Raw genomic sequence first — 13,053 nt, forward strand, 5'->3', positions numbered from 1 at the left:
TGTCGCGGCAGCGGCGGTGGGCTTGAGGGGCAGGGGGCATGCGGGCAAGCGATGCGCAGCCAGCGGGTTCTTGGGTGCGGCGTTGGCTCGGGCGCGATGGTTCGGTGAGGTGGGTCGGTGAGGTGGGTCGGCGAGGTGAGGGCAGCGAGGTGGCAGGTCGGCCGTGAGATCCGGGCCACGAAGCCACCCGTGCCGCTGTGCCGGCGCGGTCACTCCGATCTGGCACAAGCGCCAGCATCGCGGCGTGCCCACAGGCATCCCGGCAGGGGGTTGAGGCGGCTCGGCGGGCCTTGGGCGAATCACTGCCGGTGCCGGCGGCGTGCGCTGGGCCTGGGTGCTGGGTCAACCTGGCGGGGCCGGGTTGACCGGACTGCCGACCCCGAGTCGCCTGCCGCCCGGAAGCCGAAGCGCAGCCGCGCAGCCGATGCGGTGTTCACATCCCGTCCGCAGCCGTTATGAGCTGCCGGGCGCAACCGTCACATGGCGCTGGGCGATCAGGTGAGTTCAGGGTGCCGGGTTGAACCCGTATGCGGCCATGGCCGACAGTCAATCATCGGCCATGGCTGCATACCCCATCACACGAAGTGACGCGTTTCGCCCTCGCCAAACAGGTTGCTCACGCAACGCCCGCACAGCAGCGGGTGTTCGGCGTGGGCGCCCACATCGGCTTCGTAATGCCAGCAGCGGTCGCACTTGGCATGCGGGCTGGGTGTGACCACGACCTGCGGCTCGGCGTCGGCCGTGTCCAGCGCATGCAGGCGCAGGGCCGAGGTGATGAAGGCGAAGGCGGCTTCGCCCCCCAGGCTGTGCAGCAGCTCCAGGTCGTCGTGGCCCACGCTCAGGTCCACTTCGGCCTGCAGCGAGGCGCCCACCAGGCCCTCGGCTCGCACGGCTTCGATCTGCTTGTTGACGGTCTGGCGCAGGGTGTCGACGCGGGCCCACTTGGCCAGCAGCTCGTCGTCGGGCGCGGGCAGCACGGCGTAGGTCTCGACGAAGATCGAGTCCGAATCGCCGATCAGGGCCCAGGCCTCCTCAGCGGTGAAGCTGAGGATGGGTGCCATCCAGCGCAGCAGGGCGTGCGTGATGCGCCACAGCGCGGTCTGTGCCGAGCGGCGCGCCAGCGACTTGGGCGCGGTGGTGTAGAGCCGGTCCTTGAGCACGTCGAGGTAGAACGCCCCCAGGTCTTCCGAGCAGTAGTTCTGCAGCTTGGCGACCACGGGGTGGAACTCGTAGACCTCGAAGTGGGCCAGGATGTCGGCCTGCAGCTGGGCGGCGCGCGTCAGCGCCCACTGGTCCAGCTCCAGCATCTCGGCCATGGGCACGGCGTCTTTCGCGGGGTCGAAGTCGCTGATGTTGGCCAGCAGGAAGCGCAGCGTGTTGCGGATGCGGCGGTAGCTGTCGACCACGCGGGCGAGGATCTTGTCGTCGATGGCCAGATCGCCCGAGTAGTCGGTGGCGCCCAGCCACAGGCGGATGATTTCGGCGCCCAGCTTGTTGCTGACCTCTTGCGGCGCGACCGTGTTGCCCAGCGATTTGGACATCTTCTTGCCCTGGCCATCGACGGTGAAGCCGTGGGTCAGCAGGCCGCGGTAGGGTGCGCGCTCGAAGATGGCGCTGGCCAGCAGCAGCGAGCTGTGGAACCAGCCCCGGTGCTGGTCGTGGCCTTCGAGGTAGAGGTCGGCCTCGGGGCCGTTCTCGTGGTGGTTGTCGGGGTGGGTGCCGCGCAGCACGTGCCAGAAGGTCGAGCCCGAGTCGAACCACACCTCGAGGATGTCGGTGCTCTTGCTGTAGTGGGGCGCGTCGTCGGCGCCCAGCATGTCTTCGCAGGTCACGCGGCTCCAGGCCTCGATGCCGCCCTTTTCGACGATGTCGGCGGCCTGGTCCAGGATCTCCATCGTGCGCGGGTGCAGCTCGCCCGAATCCACGTGCAGGAAGAACGGGATGGGCACGCCCCAGCTGCGCTGGCGCGAGATGCACCAGTCGGGCCGGCCGGCGATCATGTCGCGCAGGCGGGTCTTGCCGTTCTCGGGGTAGAAGTGGGTTTGCTCGATGGCGTCCAGCGCGATCTGGCGCAGCGTGCGGGCCGGCTTTTGCGCCGGATCGGTGAACACGCCATCGCCTTCGTCCATGCGCACGAACCACTGGGCGGCCGCGCGGTAGATCACCGGCGTCTTGTGCCGCCAGCAGTGCGGGTAGCTGTGGGTGATGGTGACGCTGTCGAGCAGGCGGTCGGCCAGCTTCAGTGCGTCGATGATGACGGGCACCGCTTTCCAGATGTGCTGGCCGCCGAACATCGGCAGCTCGGGCGCGTACACGCCGTTGCCTTGCACCGGATTGAGGATGCTCTGGTAGCTCATGCCGTTGTTCATGCACGAGTTGAAGTCGTCCACGCCATATGCCGGGGCCGAGTGCACGATGCCGGTGCCGTCCTCGGCCGTGGCGTAGTCGGCCAGGTAGACGGGCGAGAGGCGGTCGTAGCCCGCATCCACATGGGCCAGCGGGTGCTTGAAGGGCATGTGGTTGAGCTTTTCGCCCTGGGCCGTGGCGACGACCGTGCCGTCGAGTTTCCAGCGCGCCAGGCACTTCTCGACCAGCGCCGACGCGACGATGAGCAGGCCGCGCTCGGTGTCGACCAGGCTGTAGTCCAGCTCGGGGTTGACGTTCAGCGCCTGGTTGGCCGGGATGGTCCAGGCCGTGGTCGTCCAGATGACGATGAAGGCGTCCTTGTCCAGCTGCGGCAGGCCGAAGGCGGCAGCCAGCTTCGCCGGCTCGGCGGCCGGAAACATCACGTCCAGCGTCTGGCTTTGCTTGTCCTGGTACTCGATCTCGAACTCGGCCAGCGACGAGGCGCAGTCGAAGCACCAGTACACGGGCTTGAGGCCACGGTAGACGAAGCCGCGCTCGATGACCTTTTTGAACGCGCGCAGCTCGCCGGCCTCGTTCGCGAAGTTCATGGTCTTGTACGGGTTGTCCCACTGGCCGATGACGCCCAGGCGCTTGAAGTCGACCATTTGCTGGGCGATTTGCTCGGTCGCGTAGGCACGGCTCTTGGCCTGCATGTCGTCGCGGCCCAGGTTGCGGCCGAACTGCTTTTCGATCTGGTTCTCGATGGGCAAACCGTGGCAGTCCCAGCCGGGCACGTACATCGCGTCCATGCCCTTGAGCTGGCGCGCCTTGACGATCGTGTCCTTGAGGATTTTGTTGGCAGCGTGGCCGATGTGCAGCTGGCCATTGGCATAGGGCGGGCCGTCATGCAGGATGAACTTGGGCGCCCCCACGCGGGCGGCCCGCAGGCGGTGGTACAGGCCGTTTTCGTCCCACTGGCGGGCCCAGTCGGGCTCGCGCTTGGGCAGGTTGCCGCGCATGGGGAAGGGGGTGTCGGGCAGGTTCAGCGTGTGGGCGTAGGCCGACTTGGCCTCGGGCTTGCCGGCGTCGGCCTTGGCTTTGCCCTGGGGCGCGGGCGCGTTGCCGTGGGTGTGATCGTTGGACATGGCGAATGGGGAGTGGAGTGGTTGCAAGCCAAGGGCTTGCGCCACCGCGCGCGGCGAACAGGCCTGCGGGGTGGGCCACAAAGGGACAACGGGGCGGAGGTGGGCTGCGCGGCCAACCGGGGCGGGGCTCAAGGCCGTGTCAATCCGGCGGAGGTGTGCAGCACCTGATGGGGTATGGGTAGGTTGCCGTTCATGCGTCAACGGCAACAGGCTCATACCCTCTGAATTCGATCGCGTGTGGTCTGGCGACGGGTTTGTGCCGAGGTGTCTGCCACCCAGCCGCCTGCGGCCACACAACGGGCCGCGAGGGGGCTGAGGGGGCCCGCTGGCGACGGTGGCGCCTGGCGCAGCAGAGGGAGGACAGCGGTTTCACGCGCGTGATTTTAGCCCAGGGGGCGAGGCGGCCCTGGCGGGCCGAGCCGTGACGCCTCGGGCGTTGTGGAGGCTGGCGAGGGCGCGCTGCGGTGGTTCGCCTTCGCGCCCTGCTTGAGCAGGCCTTGTGGGTGCGATGGCCTTGGCGTGCCCGTCCCCGCGCCTCAGATCCGGCCGTCATCCAGCCAGGCGCGCGCGTCGGCGCAGTCCTGGGCGATGCCGGCCGTCAGGGCATCCAGGCTCTCGTAACGCAGCTCGTCGTGCAGCTTGTGCAGCAGGTCCACGCGAACGACCCGGCCGTAGGCGCCTTCGGCGCCGAGCGCAGCCGGCCACTGCAGGCAATGCGTTTCGAGCAGCACGCGGCCGCCGTTGACGTCGTTCGGATCGAGCGAGGGCCGCACGCCCAGGTTGGCCACGCCGGGCAGCGGCGTGTCGGTCAGCCCATGCACCTGCACGACGAAGATGCCGCTGGCCGCCGGTTTCCAGTGCGAAAAGCGCAGGTTCAGGGTGCGAAAGCCATCGGCCTGGCCGGATTGGCTCTCGGACAGGTGGCGGCCCAGCTTGCGCCCGTGCACCACGTGGCCCGAGATGGCGTAGGGCCGGCCCAGCAGCGAGGCCGTGAGCGCCATGTCGCCGGCCGCCAGCGCCTCGCGCACGGCGGAGCTGGACACGCGGGCGCCGTGGACCTCGTAGCTCATCATGCGCGCAACGTCGAAGCCGTGGTTGCGGCCCGCGGCGTCGAGCATGGCGTAGTCGCCCGCGCGCTTGGCGCCGAAGCGGAAATCGTCGCCGACCAGCACGTAGCGCACGCCCAGGCCGCGCATGAGGATGTTGGCGATGAAGTCCTGCGGCGGCTGGCTCGCCAGCTGATCGTTGAAGGGCAGCACCAGCACCTGGTCGACGCCGCAGCGGCGCAGCTCGCTCAGTTTGTCGCGCAGGGTGGCGATGCGCGCCGGTGCCAGCTCGGGCTTGTTCAGCCGGGCGGCAAAGAAGTCGCGCGGGTGGGGCTCGAAGGTCATGACGCAGCTGGGCACGCCACGGTGCGCGGCTTCGTTCTTCAGCAGCGCCAGCATGGCCTGGTGGCCGCGGTGGACGCCGTCGAAATTGCCGATGGTGAGGGCGCAGCCCTGGGGGTTGAGGCCTGCGGGCGGCAGGCCGTGAAAGATCTTCATCGCGTGACCTTGAGGGAACCGGGAGGGGACAGCGGTGTGAGCCTGGTGTGCAGCGTTATGGATTTGATAGCTGCAGCTGACGCGGACATGGGCAAAACGCGCGTGTCTGCGTCACGAATTGACGCTATATTGTGACGCTGACCCGGGGTGAACCCCGTCGCCTGTGCAGATCCGGCCTGCCTGGGGATGGGGCGGGTGTCTGGCTGACAGGCGCCAGGCACGCAGCAGGTCAACGGCCAGGTTTCCGAAATGGGTGTTCCCGCGTGGCGAGCCGCCACGCACCGCAAGGAGGACAAACGTGAAGGTGCTCAAGCTCTCGGCACAGGGGTTGCCGCAATCCTGGATCTCGCTCGAGGAGGCGGTGTTGCATTACGCCGCCGACGAGGTGCGCTGGGAGCTGGGCGCCGAGGTCGCGGTGTTTCACGGCGGGCACAACGCCGTCACGGGCATCCAGTCGCGCGTGGCCATCAACAGCATCATCGGCACCAAGGGCATGCCGCGCATCAACCCGTTTGCGCTGCGCCCCGCCTTGACCAATGCCAAGCTGTTTGCCCGCGACCGCGGGGTGTGCGCCTACTGCGGCACGCATGGCCACGAGCACGAGCTCACGCGCGAGCACATCCGCCCGCTGGCGCAGCAGGGGCAGGACGTCTGGATGAACGTGGTCACCGCCTGCCGGGGTTGCAACAGCCGCAAGGGCAACCGCACGCCCGAGCAGGCGCGCATGCCGCTGCTGTACGCGCCTTACGTGCCCAACCTGTGGGAAGACTTCATCCTGCGCAACCGCCGCATCCTGGCGGATCAGATGGCGTTTTTGACCGCGCACCTGCCCGAGCACTCGCGCCTGCATGGCTGAGCCAGGCGCGCCGCGGGCCACGCGCTGCGGGCTCGTGCCACGGGCCTCGTGCCGAGGGTTGAAGCGCATCAGGACCGAGTGGCTGGCATCGGGTTGCGGCGATGGGCGGGGCCGCCCATGAAATCAATCCAATGACGCAGTATGGTGCTGCATCCGATGATTGATCATCGGCAATGTGGTGGTACTGTGGTAATGCTTGATGGCTTGGGCATCGGGCGCCCAAGCCTGCCTCAGTTGTCCAGCGCGATCTGGTTGTCCTGGATCACCTTGCGCCACTTGGCGCTGTCTTGCTGCAAAAAGCGCTGCAGCTGCTCGGCCGTCTGCGGCTGCTTGGGCGCCAGGAACTGGCTGATGACGGTGGCGTTGAACTCGCGCTTGCGCATCACGGCGTCGATGGCCTGCTGCAGCGTCGACTTCACGGCGGGCGGCGTGGCGGCCGGCACCGCCACGCCGAACCAGGTGGCGGCCTGGAAGCCGGGCCAGCCCGATTCGGCCACGGTGGGCGTGTCGGGCAGGTAGGCCGAGCGCTGCGTGCCGGTGGTGGCCAGGGCCACCAGCTTGCCGGCGCGGATGTGGGGCAGCGAGGTGCCCACCACGTCCAGCATCAACTGGGTGTCGTTGGCCATCAGCCCTTGCAGCGCCGGCGCACTGCCGTTGAAGGGCACGTGGGTGGCGTCGATCTTCAGCCGGGTCTTGATCATCTCGGTCGCCAGCTGCAGCGGGTTGCCCAGGCCGACCGAGGCGTAGTTCAGCTTGCCGGGGTTGGCTTTGTTGTAGGCCTGCAGCTGAGCCAGGGTCTTGATCTGAGTGGCAGGGTTGGTGACCAGCACCAGCGGTGCCTCGACCAGGATGTTGGTCACGGTCAGGTCCTGGGTGCTGTAGCTCAGGTTTTTGTAGAGCAGGGGGTTCAGCACCATGCTGGCGTTGCTGGCCATGAACAGGGTGTAGCCATCGGCCGGCGACCGGGCGGCGGCGGTGGCGGCGATGCGGGTGTTGGCGCCGGGCTTGTTCTCGACCACCACGGGTTGCTTCAGCTCGGTGGCCAGGTGCTTGGCGAGGGCCCGGGCCAGCACGTCGGTCGAGCCGCCGGGGGCGTAGGGCACGAGCAACTTGACGGGTTTGTTCGGAAAGTCGGCCTGGGCCCAGGCCAGGGTGCTGCTCGCCAGCAGTGCAACGCACATCCATTTCTTCATGACAAGACTCCTGTTGTGTAGAGGGTATGCCGCTGTCAATGGCAATTTGACATCGACATTGTGGGTATACCGGTTGGCGACTGGGTCATTGAGGGCCCAGCCCCGCCACCCCGGCAACGCACCACAGGTACAGCCCGGCGGCGCAACTGGTTTTGCCTGCACAGCGGCGGCGTGGCCATCCCCAAACGAGCCGGGTCAGGCTGATAGCGCAGGCCAGGGCGGCTTTGAAGGCCAGGGTGAAGTGGGCGTTGGTCATGGTGAACCCGAACCACAGGCCCTTCCTGGCCGGGCCCAGCGTGCCGCCCAGGGGCAGCAAGCGCGAGGTCAGGCCGCAGCAAGACCAGCCATTGCCGGGTGGGGGTCCAGGTCATGCGGGGGGCGATCGGCTTGGATGGCATGAGGTGGGCGAGGGTGAATGTCGAGGGTTCACTCACGCGACGACCCGGGGCCTTGTCGGGCGGCACGGGTCGGCGTCACTTGCTTTTCGGGTTGGCGGCCAGTGCCAGCCGCTTGGCCTCGGCCCACTGCGCGTCGTCCCAGTGCAGGTATTCCTTGAAATAGGCGCCGTTGGCCAGGGCGTCGCCGCCGTCCAGCGTGATGGTCTGGCCATTGAGCCAGGTGTTGCCGGGGGCCAGGATGTAGGCCGCGAGGTGGCCCAGGTCATCGAGGGTGCCCAGCCGCTGCGTGGGGTTTTGCAGGGTGCGCTGATCGGCCAGCTTTTCGTTGCCCTGGACCTGCGGCCGCAGCCGGCTGCTGGCGCCCTGCGTGGGGATGATGCCGGGCGCAATCGCGTTGAACCGGATGCCTTTGGGGCCCCATTCCACGGCGAGCGATTTGGTCATGGCGTCCAGCCCGGCCTTGGACATGGCCGAGGGCACGACGAAGGGCGAGCCGGTGTCCACCCAGGTCACGACGATGGACAGCACCGCGCCCGGCAGCCGCTGGGCGATCCAGCGTTTGCCCACGGCCTGGGTGACGTAGAAGGTGCCGCGGAACACGATGTCCGACACGGCATGGAAGCCGTTCACGCTGAGGTCTTCGGTGCGGCTGACGAAGTTGCCGGCCGCGTTGTTGATGAGGGCGGTGAGCGGGCCGTGCTCGGCCCAGAGCCGCGCGATGGCCTCGTCCACGGCCTGGGGCGAGCGGATGTCCAGCGGGTGGGCGACGACTGTGGCGCCGGTGTCGGCGGCGAGGGTGTGCGCCGCCTGTTGCAGCACCTCCAGCCGGCGGCCGCAGATGTGGATTTCGGTGCCCAGCGCAGCCAGCGTGTGCGCCATGCCCAGGCCCAGGCCGGTGCCGCCGCCTGTGATGAGGATGCGTTGGCCGGCAAACAGGTCGCGCTCGAACATGCGGGTCTCCAAAAGCAGGATGAGGGGCCAGCATCTGAGCACGGGCCCGCATGGCCGCTTGTCCCGATGAGGACGCCGGCGGCGTTCAACGTCGGCGTGGCGGGTGGGTCAAGGCATGACGAGTATGAGGTGGAATCCGTTTCATGAAAAACGAAAATCGGCTGATACCCCATGAGATGGCATGATGTTCGCGCCACTCGGCCCGACTCGCTTCAGTCCACGTCCAGCATGGGGCCGGCGCGTTGGACGGTCATCAGCAGGGACTTGAGGCGGCGGATCTCGTCCTCCAGGTCGAGGATCAGCGCGACCGCATCGAGGTTGGCTTCCAGCTCCCGCTGCAGACGCTGCACGGCGCGCGCGCGGCGCAGGTCGGCGCTGCCCAGCCGCCATTGCTGCATGGGCGCCTCGATGTTGTGCACGCGGATGATGCCCACCTGCGCCAGTTCGCTGATCCATTGCAACTGCGCGCCGCACAGGCGCGCCAGCTGCTCGGCCGTCAGGTGCTCATCCACGCCGATGAGGGGCTGCGGTGTCTGGCTCATGTCAGGCTCCCAGGTGTTGACGAGGGTTGAAGTGGCGCGTGGCCTCGGCCAGGGCCTGGTAGGCGGCGCGGGTGGCGTCGTCCAGGGCCGGGGGCAAGGCCAGCTCCAAGACCAGGTACAGGTGGCCGGTCTCGCCGGGCGCCGCAAAGCCGCGCTCCTTCAGGCGCAGCTTCATGCCGGGGCGGGCATTGGGCGGCACCGTGACCTCGACGCGGGTGCCGGCCGGGGTCGGCACCTCGATCTTGGCGCCCAGCGCGGCTTCGCTGGGCGTGACGGGCGTCTGCATGTAGATGTCCAGCCCGTCGGCCCGGTAGACCGGGTCCGGGGCCATGGCCACCTCCAGCAACAGGTCGCCGGCCGGCGCGCCGCCGGTGCCGGGCAAGCCCTGGCCGCCCAGGCGAATCAGCTGGCCGGGGCGCACCCCTTTGGGGATCTTGACCTCGAGCCGACGGTCGACCCAGCGTGGTTGGCCCTCGTCGCCCCATTCGAGGGCGCGCAGGTCCAGTTGCGTGGTGGCGCCTTGGAAGGCATCGCGGAAGGTGATCTCGATGCGGGCGTGCTGGTCATCGCCCCGCTGTGGCGCGTCTGACTGAGGGGCGCCCTCGCGCCGGCGCTGCCCCATGTTGCTGAACAGGGTGGAAAAGAAATCGCTGAAGTCGGCTTCCTCCGGATGGGGGCCGCCTTGGGTGTGGAAGCCGCGCTCCCAGTCCGGCGGTGCCTCTCCGGCCCTTCCTGGCCGGGCCCGGAAGTCCTCGCTGGCGCGGCGCCCGCCTCGCGCGACCTCTTCGGCCAGCGCGTCGTAGGCGGCGCGTTTCTCGGCGTTGCCCAGCACCTCGTAGGCTTCGTTGACCTCGCGCATGCGGTCTTGGGCATCCGCTTCCTGGCTGACGTCGGGGTGGTACTTGCGCGCCAGCTTGCGGTAGGCCTTGCGCACGTCGTCGGGGCTGGCGGCCTTGTCCACGCCCAGGGACTGGTAGTAGTCCTTGAATTCCATGGTGTCCTTTTGCCTGTGTGTCCGAATGGCCCGCATGTGGGGGCCGGCCAAGGTGTTCTCAAGCCGCTTGCACGCGGTTCGCCGGGCCGAATGGGGCGGACGCGCAGACCTGCAAGGGTGTGGTGGCCGGCCCGCAGCGTCCATGCGGACCTGTCCCAATGCCGGCCGTGCAGGCGCGCACTAGCATGAGCGATTCAGGTGGCGCAGGGGGCGGGGCTGTGGCAGCGCAGGACAACAGCGTGTGGCGCAAGGCCTCGCAGCGGGTCGGGGAGCTCAGGCGGGCTGGGACCGACTCTCGCCAAGCGGCAGGCCGGTGGCGCGAACGGGCGGCCGTTGCCCTGGACCGCACCTGGACTGGCAGCTGGCTGGCCCTGGGCTGGGTGCTGGGCACGGCGCTGCAGCTTCAGCAAGCGCAGTTGAGCGCGCGGTGGTGCTATGGCCTGGCCTGTGGCATGGGTCTGCTGGGCCTGGCGTGTCTGGGCTGGCTGCGTCACGCGGCATGGGTGGGCCGCGGACTCACCGGGTGGCCCCCGCCTGCGATGCGCAAACTGGCTTGGCTGGTGCTGGCCGGGGTGTTGGCCTGGTCCAGCACCGGGTGGCGGGCCTCCATGCAGCTGGCGCAGCGGCTACCGGCCAACCTGGACGGCAGCACCTGGCGCCTGACCGCGCGCGTGGCCGACCTGCCGGTGCGCACCGCCAGCGGCATGCGGTTGGTGCTGTGGGTGGAGCAGGCCACCCGCGAAGGCGACGCCCATCCCGCCAGCTTGCCTGCGCTGCCCATGCGGCTGCAGCTGCACGTGGCCGACCAGCCCTGGCCGGACGCGCCAGAGGCCGTGATGGCGCGCGTGCGGCAACTGCAAGGCCTACGCGCCCACGAAACCTGGGCCCTGTCGGCGCGGCTGCGGGTGCCGCGCGGCCTCATGAACCCGCATGGTTTCGACCAGGAGCTGTGGCTGTGGAGCCGGGGCATCGCCGCCACGGCCAGCCCCCTGTGGCAGGGCGAGGTCCCGCAGCAGGTGGCGGCGCCGACGGGCTGGACCCTGGCGGGCACGCGCGAGCGCGTGCGGCAGCAGATCGCCCAGGTGCTGCACGCGGCCGATCCGCGCAGCATGCAGCTGGTGACCGCGCTGACCATGGGAGACCAATCCAGCATCGCCGAGGGCGACTGGCAGGTGTTTCGCGACACCGGCGTGGCGCACCTGGTCAGCATCTCGGGCCTGCACATCACAGGGTTGGCGGCCTTGGCCATGGGCCTGGCGGCGGGCTGGTGGCGGCTCCAAGGCCGGCTGCTGCTGCACCTGCGGCCCGCCTGGCTGACGGCGCAGCGGCTGAGCCGGCAATCGTGGTCACGCTGGAGTGGGCTGGCGGTTGCGCTGGCTTACTCGGCGTTTTCGGGCTGGGGCATTCCGGCCCAGCGCACGGTGCTGATGCTGGCCGCCTGGTGCGTGTTGCGCGAGCTGGGCGTGCGCTGGCCCTGGTTGACCCAGGCGCTGTTGGTGATGGCCCTGGTCGTGGCGGTCGACCCCTGGGCGCTGCTGCAGGCGGGGTTCTGGCTCAGCTTTGTGGCGGTGGCCGTGCTGCTGCACATGACCACCCAGGCCGACGTGTCGACCAGCCAGTCGGCGAGTCCATCGGCCGGCGACTCGACCAGTGCGACCAGCGATTCGCCGCCCCGACCGGGCTGGCGCCGCCCGTGGGCCTGGCTGACGCGGGCCGGCTGGCAGTTGCTGCGTCTGCAACTGCTGCTGTTGGTGGCGCTGGCACCGCTCACGGCGAGCTGGTTTGGCCAGGTGTCGCTGGTGGGTGTGCTGGCCAACCTGGTGGCGGTGCCCTGGGTCACCTGGCTGATCACGCCGCTGTGCCTGTTGGGCCTGCTGTGGCCCATGGCCTGGCAATTGGCGGCGCTGGTGGCCGAGCCGTTGCTGGCCATCCTGCGTCAGATGGCGGCCTGGCCACAGGCCAGCTGGCAGGTCGAGGCAGCGCCCTGGCCCTGGATGGCGCTGGCGGCCGCTGGGGCCACGCTGTTCGTGGTGGTGCAGCGTGCACGGCAGGTCGTGTGGTGGCGCGTGCTGGCGGTGGCCTGGATGCTGCCCGCACTGTTTTGGCGCACGCCTCGGCCCGATTCCGGACAGTTCGAGGTGTTGGCGCTGGATGTGGGGCAGGGCAGCGCCATTGTGGTGCGCACGGCCCGGCACACCCTGCTGTACGACGCCGGCCCGCGCTACGGCCCCGTCACCGATGCCGGCGAGCGCGTGGTGCTGCCGCTGCTGAGGGCCCTGGGTGACCGCGTGGACCGGCTGGTGCTGAGCCATGCCGATGCAGACCACGCGGGTGGCGCCGAACGCGTGCTGCAGGCCCAGCCCCGGGCCGAGCTCTGGGGCAGCATGGCGCCCGACGACCCCTGGCCCGCGATGCGCCCCGGCTGGCAGCGCTGTGCGGCGGGTCAGCACTGGACCTGGGACGGTGTGCGTTTCGAGGTGCTGTTCCCCTCGGTGCACTGGGTGCCCAACGCCCACGCGCGCAACGAAGGCAGCTGCGTGCTGCGCGTGCTGGCCGCGCCGAACGCAGACCAGGCCGCCCCCACCGTGCTGCTGACGGGCGACATCGGCCAGCGCCAGGAGGCGGCCCTGGTGCGGGACCACGGCGGCGACCAGCCGCCGTTTGCGCGCCTGCAGGCGCAGCTGCTCATGGCGCCCCACCATGGCAGCGGGGGCAGCAGCAGCGAGGCGTTCCTGCAGGCGGTGCGGCCCGACTGGGTGCTGGTGCAGGCCGGCCATGGCAACCGCTTTGGCCATCCCGCACCCGCCATGCTGGGCCGCGCGCGGGCAGCGGGTGCCCAGGTGCGCGTGACCACCGGCTGTGGGGCCATGCAGTGGCGCAGCGCGGCGCCGCAGGTCGTGCGCTGCCAGCGCGAGCTCGACCGCCGCTATTGGCACGTCACCTCGCCCGTGGATGGCGGTGCGGGTGGGGCGCAGTAATGCCCGCTGTTTAAGAAAATTGAAACGGGTACGTGGCCATACTCGGCGCAGCCGAGCCGGCGCCGCGAGGCCCTGGCCGGTCTCGCAGACACCCGTGAACGCCCTG

Annotated in this window: 8 protein-coding genes; 2 read left to right on the top strand and 6 right to left on the bottom strand. The window is 69.4% G+C overall.

The features are described 5' to 3' along the window. Positions 1 to 575: 575 nt before the first annotated feature. Positions 576 to 3,365, bottom strand: a complete 2,790-nt coding sequence (ileS, locus tag CCO03_RS08995; RefSeq protein WP_236904119.1) for an isoleucine--tRNA ligase — start codon at positions 3,363 to 3,365, stop codon at positions 576 to 578. A 662-nt stretch (positions 3,366 to 4,027) separates the two neighbouring features. Beyond that, entirely contained in the window at positions 4,028 to 5,035 is a 1,008-nt protein-coding gene (locus CCO03_RS09000) for a bifunctional riboflavin kinase/FAD synthetase (RefSeq protein WP_087280080.1), read from the bottom strand. Between the two features lie 298 nt (positions 5,036 to 5,333). Here CCO03_RS09000 and CCO03_RS09005 point away from each other — a divergent pair, with 298 nt between their 5' ends. Further along, on the top strand, positions 5,334 to 5,891 hold the full coding sequence (locus CCO03_RS09005; protein WP_087280083.1) for an HNH endonuclease: 558 nt from the start codon (positions 5,334 to 5,336) through the stop codon (positions 5,889 to 5,891). A 230-nt stretch (positions 5,892 to 6,121) separates the two neighbouring features. Here CCO03_RS09005 and CCO03_RS09010 read toward each other — a convergent pair whose 3' ends face one another. From CCO03_RS09010 to CCO03_RS09030, 4 genes are all read right to left on the bottom strand, one after another. Beyond that, positions 6,122 to 7,084: a Bug family tripartite tricarboxylate transporter substrate binding protein gene (locus tag CCO03_RS09010; RefSeq protein WP_087280086.1), complete on the bottom strand. Its 963-nt coding sequence runs from the start codon at positions 7,082 to 7,084 to the stop codon at positions 6,122 to 6,124. Between the two features lie 473 nt (positions 7,085 to 7,557). After that, positions 7,558 to 8,433 carry an SDR family oxidoreductase gene (locus CCO03_RS09020; protein ID WP_087284461.1) on the bottom strand — a complete coding sequence of 292 codons (876 nt, stop codon included), beginning with the start codon at positions 8,431 to 8,433 and terminating at the stop codon, positions 7,558 to 7,560. A gap of 212 nt (positions 8,434 to 8,645) precedes the next feature. Further along, positions 8,646 to 8,975: a chaperone modulator CbpM gene (locus CCO03_RS09025; RefSeq protein ID WP_087280092.1), complete on the bottom strand. Its 330-nt coding sequence runs from the start codon at positions 8,973 to 8,975 to the stop codon at positions 8,646 to 8,648. Between the two features lies 1 nt (position 8,976). Next, positions 8,977 to 9,969 carry a DnaJ C-terminal domain-containing protein gene (locus CCO03_RS09030; protein ID WP_087280095.1) on the bottom strand — a complete coding sequence of 331 codons (993 nt, stop codon included), beginning with the start codon at positions 9,967 to 9,969 and terminating at the stop codon, positions 8,977 to 8,979. A gap of 185 nt (positions 9,970 to 10,154) precedes the next feature. Here CCO03_RS09030 and CCO03_RS09035 point away from each other — a divergent pair, with 185 nt between their 5' ends. Next, positions 10,155 to 12,947 (top strand): DNA internalization-related competence protein ComEC/Rec2, encoded by a 2,793-nt coding sequence (locus CCO03_RS09035; protein ID WP_087280097.1) that lies wholly within the window; start codon positions 10,155 to 10,157, stop codon positions 12,945 to 12,947. The last annotated feature ends 106 nt before the right edge of the window (positions 12,948 to 13,053 follow it).

This window comes from Comamonas serinivorans (assembly GCF_002158865.1).
Taxonomy (GTDB): Bacteria; Pseudomonadota; Gammaproteobacteria; order Burkholderiales; family Burkholderiaceae_C; genus Comamonas_E; species Comamonas_E serinivorans.

What these genes read in the sequence shown, in the direction of transcription:
- ileS (WP_236904119.1), bottom strand. Translation starts at nt 3,365, where the DNA reads ATGCGCGGCAACCTGCCCAAGCGCGAGCCCGACTGGGCCCGCCAGTGG.
- CCO03_RS09000 (WP_087280080.1), bottom strand. Translation starts at nt 5,035, where the DNA reads ATGAAGATCTTTCACGGCCTGCCGCCCGCAGGCCTCAACCCCCAGGGC.
- CCO03_RS09010 (WP_087280086.1), bottom strand. Translation starts at nt 7,084, where the DNA reads ATGAAGAAATGGATGTGCGTTGCACTGCTGGCGAGCAGCACCCTGGCC.
- CCO03_RS09020 (WP_087284461.1), bottom strand. Translation starts at nt 8,433, where the DNA reads ATGTTCGAGCGCGACCTGTTTGCCGGCCAACGCATCCTCATCACAGGC.
- CCO03_RS09025 (WP_087280092.1), bottom strand. Translation starts at nt 8,975, where the DNA reads ATGAGCCAGACACCGCAGCCCCTCATCGGCGTGGATGAGCACCTGACG.
- CCO03_RS09030 (WP_087280095.1), bottom strand. Translation starts at nt 9,969, where the DNA reads ATGGAATTCAAGGACTACTACCAGTCCCTGGGCGTGGACAAGGCCGCC.
- CCO03_RS09035 (WP_087280097.1), top strand. Translation starts at nt 10,155, where the DNA reads ATGAGCGATTCAGGTGGCGCAGGGGGCGGGGCTGTGGCAGCGCAGGAC.